We start from the raw sequence: 14,599 nt of genomic DNA on the forward strand, positions 1-14,599 counted from the left end.
AGAAGTAAGTGCAGCGATAGATAGAGTAACAAGAACAATACAAGACGTAGAAGATGAAATAAAGAAAATGGCTCTTGATGTAGAAGAACAAGCAAAACAGGCAACTGAAGTAAAAACCTACTCTGATGACTTAAATGTCGCTGTATCTTCTTTGAACGAATATCTTTCTAAGTTTAAAATATAACTTAAATTAATTGTTCTTGCTTTATACCCCCTGATTAATATTAATTTATTCAGGGGGTTTTTGTTTTTATAAGATCTAATAGTTTCTTCTAAATAAAGTTAAGTAAAATTTATTTAACATAGCATAAATTTAATTTTTTTATGAAATTATTTCTTTGATATTTTTCTGATGATAATTCATATATTAAATTAAAAACTCCACCCCTAAACTTTAATGGGTGGAGTTTTTATCTTTTAAAATCAAAACATTATTTACTTACTTAAAATTAAATAAATTGCAACTCCTGAAACTGCTGCAGAAATTACAGAAAGAATCATTGAAAAAGCGCTTAATGTAGAATTTGAAGAATTTTCTAAATTTTCAACCCTTTGTGTTAATTTTTCTACTGTATTGTTTGTATCATCTTTAAATTGATTAAAATCGTTCTCAAATGTTTCAATTTTAGCAACTGTTTGCTCCATACTATTTACCTTTTCATTTAATGAATTAATTTGCTTTTCGAATTGGCTAATTTTTACGTCATTTTGTGAAGTATAAGTTTGGAAATCTACTTTTAATTGTGTAATATCACCAGATAATGCTGATATTCTAGTATCCCAAGCTTTAGTTTTTGCATTAATATATTCTTCTAAACCTGTAACTTTATCATTTATACTATCTATCACTGCTATTTTTTCTTTCAATGATCCAAGATCTGTTTTTAAAACTGATATTTCTCCTTCAAATCCTGAAATTTTATTTTCCATTGTCGTTTGAAAATTATTAAATTTAGAGTTTATACTATCCTTAAATGCATTGTATTCGTTAAAACTAACTTTGCTGTCTAATATTGTTTTTAAATTGTTACCTGACAATGCAGCTTCTAAATCTTCTAATTTTCTTGAGTTATCAGCAACTGAATTTTTAATCGATGATAAATCGATTGAAAGACTTTTTACATCATTCTTTGTGTTAACTATTGAAGTTTTTAACTCACTTAAATCTGAAGAAAGAACTTGTACTGTATCTTTAATAGTTGCTAAATCTTCAATTTTATTCATTGCTGTACTTACAATATCTGAAAGTGTTAAGATTTGCTCTCTCAAACTACTAATATTTGAAGAATTTGAAACAGCTTTATCTATTTTTTCCTGTAAATAGTTCATAGTTCTATAAATTGCAACTGCCACTTGATACCTTGTCATTGCTTGATTTCCTTGAAACGTTCCATCAGGCATTCCACTAATTATGCCTAATTTACTTAACTCATTTACAGCATCGTATGCCCAATGATTAACTGGAACATCTTTAAAACTTGCAAAAGTTAAAAATGATAAAAGTAAAGTAATGACAATCAAAACTTTTTTCATATTCTGCACCTCCCAAATTTATTTTTATACAATTTCTACCAATTTCTCTGGTATTTTGTATGCTGGAAGCTCAAAATCCGCATATCCTTCCTCAACAACAGATTTTGGCATACCGTAGACAACACAAGTTTCTTTTGATTCCGCAATAACTATTCCTTTATAATATTTTACCTTGAATGCTCCTTTAGTTCCATCTTTTCCCATTCCAGTTAATATAACTGCTATTGTTTTATCTTTATAAATTTCTGCAACTTTATCGAGAGTAAAATCTACTGCAGGTCTAACATTATTAATTTTTTCACTCTTTTCAAGATAAACCACGCTCTTTTTATCATGTTGCTTAATTCCAAGATGATAATCTCCTGGAGCAATATAAACTTTTCCAGGCTCTAAAACATCACCTTCTTCAGCTTCTTTAACATAAAGATTAGAAATTTTATTTAGCCTTTGTGCAAGAGATTTTGTAAACCCAGCCGGCATATGCTGAACAATTATTATAGGTGCTGGATAATTTTCTGGTAGTGGGGGAATAACCATGTCTAATGATTTTGGACCGCCGGTTGAAGATCCAATTACTACAATCTTACTTGAAACCAAACTCCTTAAATTTAATTTTTTAGATGTATAAGTAGCTTTTCTTACTAAAGACTTAACATCAACTTTCATCGCTGCTCTTATCTTTTGAATTAAATCTCCTGCAATTTTTCTAAAATTCATTGAAATACTTCCCGCAGGTTTTGTAATAAAATCCACTGCTCCAAGTTCCAAAGCAGTAATAGTAATATCAGCACCTTCTTCTGTAAGACTACTTACCATAATTACTCTTGTAGGTGCTCTTTTCATTATTTCTTTTAATGCTTCAATACCATTTAATTTAGGCATTTCCACATCTAAAGTAATAATATCAGGTTTTGTTTTTATTGCAAGCTCTATCGCTTCCATACCATCTTTTGCAATTCCAACAACTTGCATATCTTTTTCTTTTTCCAATACATCCTTTAAAACCATTCTCATGAATGCTGAATCATCAACAATCAATATCCTTATCTTTTTTTCTTCCACTTTCTCACTCCTAAAATTAAATATATTAATGGAAAAGCTGTCACAAAAACAAATCCAACAACTTTAGCTATTAATACATTCCAATTAAATAAATAATTTCCAATAATTGCAATACCTACTACTACAGAAAAAAGAGCTGCCCATAAAACTACACCAGAACTTATATCCTTTATTACTTTAACTATTGGATGATATTCTGGAACAAACAAATCTAAAATTTTTTCTATTAATGTATTAATCAATTCTGAAATAATAACAAAAAAAACTGCAAAAAAAATCCATATATAGTTATTTTTATCTATCGGTAAAAACAATGTTATTAAAAGAATTACAAAACCAACAAAAAAATGTATTCTTAAATTTCTTTCACTTGATAACGCATATATAATACCTTCAATTGCATGCTCAAAAGATTCTTTTAAATTATTCGAAGCCAATCGTCCGTTTAATTTTTCTTTCAATTCTTGGTTTGTATACCTTTTCTGTGAGGGTTGTTCCATACTTCACCGCCTCAATATTTTTTTCAACATATTTTGGATTCATATTTTCTCTAATTGACTCAATCAAACTGTCAATATCTACCAAAGAAGTTGCCTTTAAAACTACACCTAACATTATCATATTTGCAAACATCTCGTTTCCAAACTTTTCTAAGGCCATTTTTGAAACAGGCAGTGCAATCTTTCTTTTAGTCATTCTAAACATATCAGCCGGTAATTCACTAATATGAGTATTATCTATAATAATTATACCATTATTTCTTACATTTTTACACTGCGAAATCATAGAAGGGTGTAAGATCATTAAAATATCAAACAAAGTTGCTTTAGGAAAATCTATCGGTTGATTTGAAACAAGTAGATCACAATAACTTGGTCCACCCCTAACTTGTGCGGTATAATTCTGAGTCTGAACAACATACTTTCCTGACTTTACAAGTGCCTTTGCCAATATCAAACCAGAAACTAAATTCCCCTGTCCTCCAATTCCAGCAATTCTAATAGAAAATGGTCTGCTTATTTCCATTAATTACACCTCCGAATTTTTCACAATTGAAAATATTTTTTTGTAATTTTCATAAAAATCCGGTTTCTCTTCTTTTTTAAACTGACCAATTATTATTTTCCCATCTAGTTCTTCTTTTGATAATTTTTCCGCTTTTTCTTTCATAACTGTATTGTTTTTAAAATATTCATGTAAATCCCATGCATTTCTCATTCCATTGTATCTTCCATAATAAGTATGACAATTTGTTAAGACTTCTATAACACTCATTCCTCTATGACTTATACCTTCCTTTATATATTTTACAGTTAAAGGATAATGATAAACAGTGCTTCTTGCAACATAAGTTGCTCCTGAAGTTAAAGCTAACTCAACTATATCGAAAGAATTCTCTATATTCCCATATGGCATCGTACTTGCTATCTTTTCATGTGGAGTAGTAGGTGAGTGCTGCCCTCCAGTCATTCCATAAATCATATTGTTAAAAATAATAACTGTAATATCTAAATTTCTTCTACATGCATGTATAAAATGATTCCCTCCAATTGCAGTAATATCACCATCACCGCCCATAACTACTACCTTAAAATCAGGTCTTGCAAGTTTTACACCTGTAGCAAAAGCTATTGCTCTTCCATGAAGGGTGTGCATTGTATTAAAATCTAGATAACCAGTTGCCCTTGAAGAACAACCAATTCCTGAAACAACGGCTACTCTATCCTTTTCTAATTTTAATTCATTAACCGCATCAATAAAAGATTTTAAAATTATTCCATTTCCACAACCTGGGCACCAGACTGTGGGCCACCTGTCAATCCTTAAATAATTTATTAAATCATCCCTTTTCATGAATAACACCTCCATGTTTTTCAACAGAAATTTTAGATGTCTTAAACAAAAAATCTGTCAGTGAATCTGGATAATCATTTAAATACACTACCCTTTTTATACCCGCATTAATTATAAGCCTTGCACAAACTGAACATGGTTTATGAGTTACATATATTGTGGCATCATCAGTTGATATGCCAAATTTTGCTGCCTGCATCAAAGCATTTTGCTCTGCATGAAGAGCATAACACACTTCTTGATTTTCCCCAGATTTAATATTTAAATCATCCCTAATACAACCTATGTCATCACAATGAGGAAAACCAGAAGGAGGTTGGTTATAACCTGTCGCTAAAATTCTCTTATCTTTAACAATAACAGCTCCAACTTTTCTATGAAAACAAGTAGAACGGGTAGCTATAATTTCAGCAATTTTCAAAAAGTAGCTATCCCAACTTTCACGTTTATCCCCCGATTTAGTTATTTTTAAATTTTTTAAATAAGAATCTAAATTCATTTTATAGCTCCCTCCAAAATAACTTGTTCCATAAAAGATTTTAATATATATAAAATTAAAAGCAAGTCCCAAATATTTGAAATAGATTGTATTAACTATTTGTATCTACAAAAAATACCTATTTAGTCAATTAATATGATAAAATATCTTTGTAATGACAAAACAGATACATAGGAGGCGATGAAATGGAAAGTGGTAGAAAAAAAATCGAATGGGTTTCAAACTTTATGCCCTTATTAAATTACCTAAAAAAAGAATATAAAGGAGTTTTTAATGGTACTAAAATTGGGATGGCAATCCATTTGGAAGCAAAAACTGCTTATTTAGCAATTACTTTAAAAGAACTTGGAGCTGATGTTTTCGTTACAGGGTGTAATCCATTATCAACACAAGATGATGTAGCAGCTGCATTATCTGAATATGGTATAACTGTTCATGCAAAAAGAACTCATGACGAAAAAATTTATTTTAACAATCTAAACAAAGTTCTTGATCATGAACCTGAACTAATTTTAGATGATGGTGCAGATCTAAGTGTGATTTTGCATACTGAAAGAACAGAGCTTTTAAAAAATGTTAAAGGAATTTCAGAAGAAACAACTACCGGAGTTAGAAGACTTTTAAACCTTCAAGAAAAGGGACTTTTAAAAGTTCCTGTTATAGCCGTTAATAATGCAAAAATGAAACATTTTTTTGACAATAGATATGGAACTGGACAATCCACTTGGGATTCAATAATGAGAAATACAAATACATTGATTGCTGGGAAAAATGTAGTTATTGCCGGATATGGCTGGTGTGGTAGAGGTATTGCTATGAGAGCAAAAGGATTGGGAGCAAATGTTATTGTTACTGAGGTAGATCCTATAAAAGCTATAGAGGCACTTATGGATGGGTTTAATGTTATGAAAATGTCGGAAGCAGCTAAAATTGCAGATATAGTGGTAACATCTACAGGTGTAAAAGATGTGGTAAAATATGAAGATATACTAAACATGAAAAATGGTGTTATACTTGCAAACGCTGGTCATTTCAATGTTGAAATTCCAATAGAGAAAATAGAAAAAAATGCTGAAAAAACTTTTGAAGCGAGAGAAAATGTAAAAGGATATATAATAAATGGTAAAAAAATATTCGTTATTGGTGAAGGAAGACTCGTAAACCTTGCAGCTGGAGATGGTCATCCAATTGAAATTATGGATCTTTCATTTGCACTTCAAACATTGTCGTTAATTTATATTCATAAAAATTATAAAAATCTTGAAAACAAAGTTTATCAATACCCTGAAGAATTAGATGAAAAGGTTGCAACATTAAAACTTAAATCCCTAGGGATAGAAATTGATAAGTTATCAGAAGAACAAAAGGAGTACCTGAAAGGATATTGATACTATGGAAAAAATTCTAGTATTAAATTCAATTGAAGATAACTTACATTATGCTATAATCGAAAACAATAAATTAGTAGAACTATTTTCAGATGAAGAAAAAAAACTAACTGGAAATATTTATCTTGGAAAAGTTGAAAAAGTTGTTAATGCGCTTGATGCAATTTTTGTCAACATAGGTGAAAAAAAGAATGGATTTTTGAGAATTAAAGATATACCTGAAAAATACTATGATTATTTTTCATTGAAAGAAATCAAAGAAGGTTCTAAAATACTTGTCCAAGTTAAAAAAGATCCAACAGGCACAAAGGGTCCTCAATTAACCGCTAACATAAGTATTGCTGGAAGATATTTAGTAGTTTTTCCTTTTTCAAATGTTAACGGAGTATCTAAAAAGATAGAATCAGAAGACGAAAGACAAAGATTATACAAAATTGCAAATGAAATATCAAATAACAATGGATTTGGTGTAGTAATAAGAACTGCGGCTGAAGGATTAGATGAAAAATATATTTACTCTGAAGCAATAACTTTAAAAGAAAAACTTGACGATTTATTATTAAATTTTAAAAGAAAAAGGAAAATACAAATATTATATACCGAGGAAAGTTTAATAGATTATATACTTCGTGAAAGATTAACAAAAGAAATCACCCAGGTAATCACGAACAACATAAAACATATAGAAGTTATAAGAAAATATTTAAAAATATTCTCAAAAAGACCTAAAATAGAAATAATAGATGGAGATAGTTTTGAATACACAAACGTGAACAAATATTTTAAAGAACTAATTAAGAGAACTATAACCTTACCTTCTGGCGGGGAAATAATAATTGACAAAACGGAAGCATTAACAGTAATTGATGTAAACTCAAAACATTTTACAAAAAGTCTAAATCAACAAGAAACTGCATTTAAAACAAATTACGAAGCTGTTGAAGAAATATTTAGACAACTTCGATTAAGGAATATTGGAGGTATAGTAATTATAGATTTTATTGATATGAACAGTGAAGAAAATAAAAACAAAATACTCGAAAAAGTAAATGAAGAAATAAAAAAAGACAAAAGTAAAATTGAAATTTTTGGATTTACAAAACTTGGTCTCTTGGAATTATCACGCAAGAGAACAATCAAATCATTTTTCGAAAATTATGTATCTATATGTCCTGTCTGTGGTGGTTCTGGTTTTATACAATCACCACGGTTTCTTTTAAAAGAAATTTTTACTAAAATTGAAAACGCTCCAAAAGAAGCAAAAGAAGCAATTATTAAACTTCATCCATATATGAAAAATTATATAGATAAAAGTGAATTAAAAAAAAGAAAAGATTTAATCTATCACATTCATTTTACACATACTGATCCTAAAACATTTGAAATTACTTGGAAAATATAAAAAGGGGGAAAAGATATGGAAAGAATTGAATTAACATTTAAAGATGATGGCAAAAAAATTACTGTTGAAAAAGGAATAACTTTAGAAAAATTTGTAGATGAATATGAAAAATACTATGAATCTCCAATAGTTGCAGCAAAGCTTAACAATTCTATAGTTGAATTGTTTAGGCCTATTATTAGGTCTGGCGAAGTTGAATTCTTAGATATAAACTCAACAGATGGCTTTAGAATATATCAAAGAGGATTGCTGTTCATTTTAAAACACACCTTAAAAAAACTATACCCTGATTATACTCTAAAAGTATCGCATAGCGTAGGAAAAGCTATATATTGCGAATTAAAGTCAAAAAATAATAAAAAGATACTCTCTGAGAGCGAAATTAAAAAAGTAAAAGACGAAATGATGAAACTAATAAATGAAAACAAAAAATTTATTAAGCTTGAACTTTTAAAATCAGAAGCTTTAAAATTATTTGAAGAACTTGGATTTAATGACAAAGTAAGTTTATTAAAATATAGAAAGAAAAAAACAGTAAAAGTATATAAAATTGACGATAATTTTGATTACTTCTATGGCTATATGCCTTTAAGTACTGGAATACTAAAATACTTTGATCTTGCAAAATATGAAGAAGGATTTGTTTTGATTTTACCAACATTTAAAAACAAAAAACCGATAATCGAATTTAAACCTCTACCCAAACTTTCAGCAGTATTTTTAGAATATGAAAAATGGTTAGAAATTATGAATATAGATAGTGTAGGAGATTTAAATGATTTAATTGCAAAAGGAGAAAGAAGTGTAACCGATTTAATAATAATGTCAGAAGCATTGCATGAAAAAAGAATAGCCTTCATTGCCGAAGAAATAAAAAAGAGAAAAAATGTAAGATTAATCTTGATTGCTGGACCATCTTCAAGTGGAAAAACTACCTTTTCAAAAAGACTCATGGTTCAATTACGTGCAAGTGGGCTAAGACCAGTTACAATTTCCTTAGATGATTATTTTGTAGATAGGGAAAAAACTCCACTTGATGAAAATGGAAAACCTGACTTTGAAGCTTTGGAAGCAATAGATATTGAATTATTTAATAAAAACCTCCTTGATTTATTCGAAGGAAAAACTGTTGAAATACCAAAATTCGACTTTACTAAGGGTAAAAGAAAAGAAAAAGGTACTCTAATGAAAATATCTAAAGATCAACCAATAATTGTTGAAGGTATACATGGCTTAAATCCAAAATTAACAAACTTAATACCAGAAGAATTAAAATTTAAAATTTATGCAAGCGCTCTAACACAGTTAAATTTAGATAATACAAATAGAATCCATACTACTGATACCAGACTTCTTAGAAGAATAGTTAGAGATAGCAAATTTAGAGCTCATGATGCTCTTGCAACTCTAAAAATGTGGCCAAGCGTTAGAAGAGGCGAAGATAGAAATATCTTTCCACATCAAGAAAATGCGGATATAATGTTTAACAGTGCTCTTGTATATGAGATAGCTGTATTAAAGATATTTGCTGAACCTTTACTTATAGCGGTTCCTGATGACGTTCCAGAAAGTACTGAAGCAACAAGACTTTTAAAAATTCTTGATTACTTCTTGCCAATTACAAATATTGAAGATATTCCAAGAACTTCTCTTATAAGAGAATTTATTGGAAGGAGTGTGTTTAAATATTGAAAAAATTTATTGTTGCTATAGTAATCTTTCTTCTAGCTTTAAATAGCTTTTCTGAAATTATAAAATTTGATAATTATACAATAAATGCAACAAATCTAAATTTTGAAACGGTTGAAGAAATTTTAGAAAAATATTCTAAGTTTCTTTCAACAAGCGAAATTTCAACCGGAACAATTGGCTCATTCAATTACATTGAGTGGGAAGATAAAATCATCTATTTTTCTAAAAACGTAATTGTCTTAGGAGAAAATGCGTTAGATAATCCAAATTTTGATGACATTTTCAATTTTTTTAATATAAAATACTTAAAACAAGAAAATGATTATAACTTTGCTGAAATGGTAATAACAAAAGTAGAAGATTTTGGAAGTTATTTACAGTTTGATTATCTCGGCAAAAATCTTATTGATATTGAAGCAACTGATAATGTTATTAATATAATTTCAAAAGGATTAATTTATTTCAACAATAATCTATATGAACCTGGAAGTATATTACTGACCAAAAATATTGATTCTTCATACAAAACTGAATTAAATATTTTACCTAAACGAACAATCGTGCAATTTATTAAAGAATACAATATTAAAAATATTATTGTAAATCTTTTTGGTGAAAAAATTGAAAAGTACGATTCTAAAAGTTTTGCTATAATATTCAAAGATAGTAATATAAATGCTGTATTTGTACCAAACTACTCCCCGGATTTTTCCGGAAATGATTGGAAAGTTTTTTCAATATCGGACAAATTTGGAAAACTTGTTTCAAAAAAATTTAATCTAAAACTCTTTTATGTCCCATTTGTTCAAATCCCAAAAGATCTTCCAGCTATTGTAATCTTTACTTCACAGAATAGCTGGAAACAAATTTCTGAATTTGTTGAAGGTGAGTTACAATGAAAAGGATAATTACATTACTTTTTATACTTATAGTTTCTTTTACACTAGTTGCTTCAAAAATTGCTTTTATTGAAAATAATGGTATAATTCTTTTAGAAGTAGGCGAATTTTCTTCAAATAAGGTTGTAGCTGTACAAGAAATTTTTGAAAAATTTTCAAAAGTTAAATTAAGTGACAGTCAAAAAAACTTTGTACCTCAAGGCATTTTAAATGCTTATTATTTTGTTGATACAGCATTAATAATTGATTTAAATTCTAAAAATATACAAAATTACAGTAGTGAAGAAGAAATTTTTCTACTATTACAAATTCTATATTCACTTTTTGAAAACATAAATGGTATTGATAGAATTTATATATTAGTTGATGGAAAACAAAGTGAAATTTTTATTAGGAGCGTTAATATACACTTTTCTTTTCCAAAAGATTTATATAAAATTAAAAAGGGGGATTAAAGGTATGGCAGAAAAATTTAATTTACAAGACAGATTTTTAAACATTCTAAGAACTAACAAAATACCAGTGAAAGTTTACTTAGTTAATGGTTTTCAAACTAAAGGAATTATAAGATCCTTTGATAATTTTACAATGCTTCTGGAAAACGGTAGTCAACAAAATTTAATTTATAAACATGCAGTTAGCACAATCATGCCAGAAAGTTTCGTTAAACTAACTAAGCAACAAAACGAAGAATCGGAAAATGAGGAAAAGTAAAGCACTAATTATAGGTTTATATAAACCTTCATTTGCTGAATCTTTTCTAGAGTTAGAAGAGTTGTGTGAAACTATAGGGATAAAAGTTATAGATAAAATCTTTCAGAAAAGGAACAAGCCTAACCCTGCATTTTATATAGGAAAAGGGCTATTAGAAAAAGTAAAAGAATTTTTTATACGCGAAGATATTGATTACTTGGTTATTGATGATAATATATCACACATTCAAAGAAGAAATATAGAAAAATACCTTGAAAAAAAAGTTTATGATAGAACCGAAATTATATTGGAAATCTTTGCAAAACATGCAAAAACAAATGAAGGAAGGTTGCAAGTTGAAATTGCAAGATTGAAGTATTTATTGCCATACCTTATTGGACAGGGCAAGGAACTTTCAAGATTAGGTGGAGGCATAGGAACAAGAGGGCCAGGAGAAAAAAGACTAGAATATTCAAAGAGGTATATTAAAAATAGGATTAAAAAGTTAGAAAGCAAGTTAAAAAAACTTGAATCTATTAGGCAAGTCCAAAGAAAAAAAAGAAATCAAAACAATATTTACAAAGTTTCTATAGTCGGTTATACTAATGCTGGAAAAACTACATTATTATCAAATTTGGCCAAAGAAACTTTGTTTTCAAAAAATGAAATGTTTACAACTCTTTCGCCCGTTTCACGAAGAGTATTACTTCCAAGTGGTAGATATGCAATTTTTTCTGACACAGTTGGTTTCATAAGAAATCTACACCCTTTAATAATTGAAGCCTTTCATTCAACTTTAGAAGAAATAAATTTTTCAGACTTGATAATAATTTTAGTTGATGTAGCCGACAAAAACTTTGAAGAAAAAATAAAAATAATTCATAAAACGCTTGAATCAATAAATATGGCTAAGATAAAGACCTTACTGGTATTTAACAAAATTGATTTATGCCATAAAGATTATATTAAAAACTTGCAAAGAAGATTTTCAAATGCAGTTTTTATATCTGCAAAAAACAAAGAAAACATATCAACACTCTTACATCAAGTAGAAAATTTACTACAGAAGGAGGTCAAAATTTAAATGAAAAAAACAGTCGTTTTTATTCTTTTAATATTAATCACTTTATCATTTTCAAATTTCATTCCACCGGTAGATGATAGTTATATTACTTCGTCCTTTGCTGAATTCAGAAGTACAGGTAATTTACCACATTTTCATGGGGGAATTGATTTCAGCACATTTTCGAAAGAAGGTATACCAATTAAAGCAATTTATGAAGGTTATGTTGTTAGAGTTGAATTAAATGACCCTATTTATGGAAACGTTATCGTTTTACAACATCCTAACGGTTATAGATCTTTATATGCACATCTCAGCAGTTTTAACTATACAATCGAAAATATTATAAAAAGCTTACAAGAAGAATTTCAAAATCAAAAAATTGTTATTAATTTCCCAGATAATGAAATTAAATTTTCCCAAGGTGATATTATTGCATATTCTGGAAAAACTGGTGAAGCTGTAAAACCTCATTGTCATCTTGAAATAAGAAATAGTGATGAAACGTTAATGTTTGATCCTATAGATTTTTTGAATGTTCCAGCTCCAAATGGTGGAATAATTTTAAAAGAACTAATTATAAACGGAAAAAGTTATAACTACATTGAAGGCGAAACCTATTCCTTTAAAGGGGATTATCCTAAAATTGAAATAAATTCTTATTTATTTGTTAACAATAATTTGCTTGGTCTTAAAGAAATAAAGCTTTACATTGCAAACAAACTAGTGTATGATATATTACTTGATGAAGTATCAAAAGATGAATTTTATAAACCATACATTGTTTATTCAAAAGATTCAATTGCAGCAGGGTACATATACAAAACATATTATAAACTTTATCCAGAGATGCTTGGTGGACCAATTAAAGTTAATAATTTTCCAACTCTAAATACAAATACAGACTTTTTCCAAGTAAGAATTGAAGCATATGATCCATGGAAAAGGGTTAAAGAATTTACTTTTAACCTTAAGCGGGAGAGATAGATATGTTTGGTTTTTTCAAGAAGAAAAAGAATATAGAGAAAAATCCATTTTATAACGAAAAAGATTCTTTGGTTATATATTTAAAATGTGATAAATGTGGAGAAGTTTTTAGAAGCCATTTAAGAAAGGGTTATGATTTTTTAAATGAATACGATAACCCAAATGTCAGGTACAAAATAGAAAAATTATACGTTGGTTCAAAATGCCCAAACAAAATTGAAGTTAGAGCACAATTTACTGGTTCATATAAACCAGTAAGTTTTGATATATCTGGAGGTAAATTTATCTCAAAAGAAGAGTATGAAAAGGAGGTTGAGGGATGAAAAGACTATTCACAAGTGAAAGTGTTACTGAAGGTCATCCAGACAAGGTAGCAGATCAAATTAGTGATGCTATCTTGGACGCGATGTTAGAACAAGACCCAAAGTCTAGGGTTGCTGTAGAAACACTAGTTACAACAGGTATTGCAATAGTTTCTGGTGAGGTAACAACAAGGGCATATGTTGATATTCAAGACATAGTAAGAAAAACTATTTTAGATATTGGTTATACTAGAGCAAAGTATGGTTTCGATGGTGAAACATGTGCAGTATTGTCCTCAATTCACAGTCAATCCCCAGATATTGCACTAGGTGTTGACAAAGCTCTTGAAGCAAAAGAAGGCGAATTAAAATCAGAAGATGAGCTTGAACAAGTCGGAGCAGGAGACCAAGGAATGATGTTTGGTTACGCTACAAATGAAACAAAAGAATATATGCCACTCCCAATAATGCTTTCTCATAAGCTTGCTATGAAACTCTCTGAAGTAAGAAAAAATGGTACGCTTTCATTTTTAAGACCTGATGGAAAAACTCAAGTAACAATTGAATACGACGAAAACGACAAACCAATAAGAGTCGATACTGTTTTAATTTCTACACAACATGAGCCTGATGTTACAATTCCAGAAATAAAAGAAGCATTAATTAAGCACGTAATTGATCCTATAATTCCAGAAGAACTTAGGGATGACAAAATGAAAATTTTAGTAAATCCTACTGGAAGATTTGTCTTAGGCGGTCCATCAGCAGATACAGGACTAACTGGAAGAAAAATTATCGTTGATACCTACGGTGGTGCAGTACCTCACGGTGGAGGTGCCTTTAGTGGAAAAGATCCAACAAAGGTAGATAGATCTGCACACTATTTTGCAAGATACGTTGCTAAAAATGTTGTCGCAGCAGGTCTTGCAGACAAATTTATGATTCAAGTTGCTTATGCAATTGGAAAAGCACATCCAGTATCAGTAATGATCAATACCTTCGGAACTGCTAAAACTGATGAAGATAAAATCTTAAAAGCAATTCTCGAAATTTTTGATTTTAGACCAGGTGCAATAATCAAAAAATTAAATCTTTTAAGACCAATATACAAGAAAACCGCAGCTTATGGCCACTTTGGAAGAGAATTTGAGGAATTTACTTGGGAAAAATTAGATATGGTTGATGAACTTAAGAAAATTTTATAATAAACGGGAGGTATGAGATT

General features: G+C 29.1%; 17 protein-coding genes. 11 read left to right on the top strand and 6 right to left on the bottom strand.

Features of this window, described 5'->3' with window-relative positions:
• Window positions 1–184 (top strand): hypothetical protein (locus tag HNP65_RS08005; RefSeq protein WP_184619751.1); only part of this gene is annotated, 184 nt, incomplete at its 5' end.
• Window positions 185–435: 251 nt separating this feature from the next.
• Here HNP65_RS08005 and HNP65_RS08010 read toward each other — a convergent pair.
• The 6 genes from HNP65_RS08010 to HNP65_RS08035 are packed head-to-tail and all read right to left on the bottom strand — an operon-like array spanning window position 436 to window position 4,948.
• Window positions 436–1,533, bottom strand: a complete 1,098-nt coding sequence (locus HNP65_RS08010; RefSeq protein ID WP_184619752.1) for an S-layer homology domain-containing protein — start codon at window positions 1,531–1,533, stop codon at window positions 436–438.
• Window positions 1,534–1,557: 24 nt separating this feature from the next.
• Complete coding sequence (locus HNP65_RS08015; protein WP_184619753.1) at window positions 1,558–2,595, bottom strand: chemotaxis-specific protein-glutamate methyltransferase CheB; 1,038 nt, start codon at window positions 2,593–2,595, stop codon at window positions 1,558–1,560.
• The gene (locus tag HNP65_RS08020) at window positions 2,577–3,056 is read right to left on the bottom strand and encodes a diacylglycerol kinase family protein (protein WP_184619754.1); all 480 of its coding nucleotides are present in this window, start codon (window positions 3,054–3,056) and stop codon (window positions 2,577–2,579) included. Before HNP65_RS08020 ends, HNP65_RS08015 begins: the two co-directional genes overlap by 19 nt.
• Complete coding sequence (locus HNP65_RS08025) at window positions 3,019–3,621, bottom strand: 2-oxoacid:ferredoxin oxidoreductase subunit gamma family protein (protein WP_184619755.1); 603 nt, start codon at window positions 3,619–3,621, stop codon at window positions 3,019–3,021. The genes HNP65_RS08020 and HNP65_RS08025 overlap by 38 nt, the downstream gene beginning before the upstream one ends.
• 3 nt (window positions 3,622–3,624) lie before the next feature.
• Window positions 3,625–4,449 (bottom strand): 2-oxoacid:ferredoxin oxidoreductase subunit beta, encoded by an 825-nt coding sequence (locus HNP65_RS08030; protein ID WP_184619756.1) that lies wholly within the window; start codon window positions 4,447–4,449, stop codon window positions 3,625–3,627.
• Window positions 4,436–4,948, bottom strand: coding sequence for a deoxycytidylate deaminase (locus HNP65_RS08035; RefSeq protein ID WP_184619757.1), 513 nt, complete (start codon window positions 4,946–4,948; stop codon window positions 4,436–4,438). The genes HNP65_RS08030 and HNP65_RS08035 overlap by 14 nt, the downstream gene beginning before the upstream one ends.
• Before the next feature lie 185 nt (window positions 4,949–5,133).
• Between HNP65_RS08035 and HNP65_RS08040 the strand changes: the two genes are divergently transcribed.
• The 10 genes from HNP65_RS08040 to metK are packed head-to-tail and all read left to right on the top strand — an operon-like array spanning window position 5,134 to window position 14,579.
• Window positions 5,134–6,336 carry an adenosylhomocysteinase gene (locus HNP65_RS08040; protein ID WP_184619758.1) on the top strand — a complete coding sequence of 401 codons (1,203 nt, stop codon included), beginning with the start codon at window positions 5,134–5,136 and terminating at the stop codon, window positions 6,334–6,336.
• Between the two features lie 4 nt (window positions 6,337–6,340).
• Window positions 6,341–7,738: an Rne/Rng family ribonuclease gene (locus HNP65_RS08045; protein ID WP_184619759.1), complete on the top strand. Its 1,398-nt coding sequence runs from the start codon at window positions 6,341–6,343 to the stop codon at window positions 7,736–7,738.
• 15 nt (window positions 7,739–7,753) lie between these two features.
• On the top strand, window positions 7,754–9,430 hold the full coding sequence (locus tag HNP65_RS08050; RefSeq protein WP_184619760.1) for a nucleoside kinase: 1,677 nt from the start codon (window positions 7,754–7,756) through the stop codon (window positions 9,428–9,430).
• Window positions 9,427–10,329: a DUF4941 domain-containing protein gene (locus HNP65_RS08055; RefSeq protein WP_184619761.1), complete on the top strand. Its 903-nt coding sequence runs from the start codon at window positions 9,427–9,429 to the stop codon at window positions 10,327–10,329. The genes HNP65_RS08050 and HNP65_RS08055 overlap by 4 nt, the downstream gene beginning before the upstream one ends.
• Window positions 10,326–10,784: a GerMN domain-containing protein gene (locus HNP65_RS08060; protein WP_184619762.1), complete on the top strand. Its 459-nt coding sequence runs from the start codon at window positions 10,326–10,328 to the stop codon at window positions 10,782–10,784. Before HNP65_RS08055 ends, HNP65_RS08060 begins: the two co-directional genes overlap by 4 nt.
• A 4-nt stretch (window positions 10,785–10,788) precedes the next feature.
• Window positions 10,789–11,043 carry an RNA chaperone Hfq gene (hfq, locus tag HNP65_RS08065; RefSeq protein ID WP_004103489.1) on the top strand — a complete coding sequence of 85 codons (255 nt, stop codon included), beginning with the start codon at window positions 10,789–10,791 and terminating at the stop codon, window positions 11,041–11,043.
• Window positions 11,030–12,106, top strand: coding sequence for a GTPase HflX (gene hflX / locus HNP65_RS08070; protein WP_184619763.1), 1,077 nt, complete (start codon window positions 11,030–11,032; stop codon window positions 12,104–12,106). The genes hfq and hflX overlap by 14 nt, the downstream gene beginning before the upstream one ends.
• Window positions 12,107–13,072 (top strand): M23 family metallopeptidase, encoded by a 966-nt coding sequence (locus tag HNP65_RS08075; RefSeq protein ID WP_184619764.1) that lies wholly within the window; start codon window positions 12,107–12,109, stop codon window positions 13,070–13,072.
• Window positions 13,073–13,074: 2 nt separating this feature from the next.
• The gene (locus HNP65_RS08080; RefSeq protein ID WP_184619765.1) at window positions 13,075–13,395 is read left to right on the top strand and encodes a hypothetical protein; all 321 of its coding nucleotides are present in this window, start codon (window positions 13,075–13,077) and stop codon (window positions 13,393–13,395) included.
• Window positions 13,392–14,579 carry a methionine adenosyltransferase gene (gene metK / locus HNP65_RS08085; protein WP_184619766.1) on the top strand — a complete coding sequence of 396 codons (1,188 nt, stop codon included), beginning with the start codon at window positions 13,392–13,394 and terminating at the stop codon, window positions 14,577–14,579. Before HNP65_RS08080 ends, metK begins: the two co-directional genes overlap by 4 nt.
• Window positions 14,580–14,599 lie beyond the last annotated feature (20 nt).

The sequence above is a fragment of the Thermosipho japonicus genome, from assembly GCF_014201655.1.
GTDB classification, from domain to species: domain Bacteria; phylum Thermotogota; class Thermotogae; order Thermotogales; family Fervidobacteriaceae; genus Thermosipho; species Thermosipho japonicus.

Excerpts from the sequence above, each read along its gene's own strand:
- hfq (WP_004103489.1), top strand. The coding sequence starts at position 10,789 with ATGGCAGAAAAATTTAATTTACAAGACAGATTTTTAAACATTCTAAGA.
- HNP65_RS08050 (WP_184619760.1), top strand. The coding sequence starts at position 7,754 with ATGGAAAGAATTGAATTAACATTTAAAGATGATGGCAAAAAAATTACT.
- HNP65_RS08030 (WP_184619756.1), bottom strand. The coding sequence starts at position 4,449 with ATGAAAAGGGATGATTTAATAAATTATTTAAGGATTGACAGGTGGCCC.
- HNP65_RS08040 (WP_184619758.1), top strand. The coding sequence starts at position 5,134 with ATGGAAAGTGGTAGAAAAAAAATCGAATGGGTTTCAAACTTTATGCCC.
- hflX (WP_184619763.1), top strand. The coding sequence starts at position 11,030 with ATGAGGAAAAGTAAAGCACTAATTATAGGTTTATATAAACCTTCATTT.
- HNP65_RS08045 (WP_184619759.1), top strand. The coding sequence starts at position 6,341 with ATGGAAAAAATTCTAGTATTAAATTCAATTGAAGATAACTTACATTAT.
- HNP65_RS08060 (WP_184619762.1), top strand. The coding sequence starts at position 10,326 with ATGAAAAGGATAATTACATTACTTTTTATACTTATAGTTTCTTTTACA.
- HNP65_RS08025 (WP_184619755.1), bottom strand. The coding sequence starts at position 3,621 with ATGGAAATAAGCAGACCATTTTCTATTAGAATTGCTGGAATTGGAGGA.
- metK (WP_184619766.1), top strand. The coding sequence starts at position 13,392 with ATGAAAAGACTATTCACAAGTGAAAGTGTTACTGAAGGTCATCCAGAC.
- HNP65_RS08080 (WP_184619765.1), top strand. The coding sequence starts at position 13,075 with ATGTTTGGTTTTTTCAAGAAGAAAAAGAATATAGAGAAAAATCCATTT.
- HNP65_RS08075 (WP_184619764.1), top strand. The coding sequence starts at position 12,107 with ATGAAAAAAACAGTCGTTTTTATTCTTTTAATATTAATCACTTTATCA.
- HNP65_RS08010 (WP_184619752.1), bottom strand. The coding sequence starts at position 1,533 with ATGAAAAAAGTTTTGATTGTCATTACTTTACTTTTATCATTTTTAACT.
- HNP65_RS08035 (WP_184619757.1), bottom strand. The coding sequence starts at position 4,948 with ATGAATTTAGATTCTTATTTAAAAAATTTAAAAATAACTAAATCGGGG.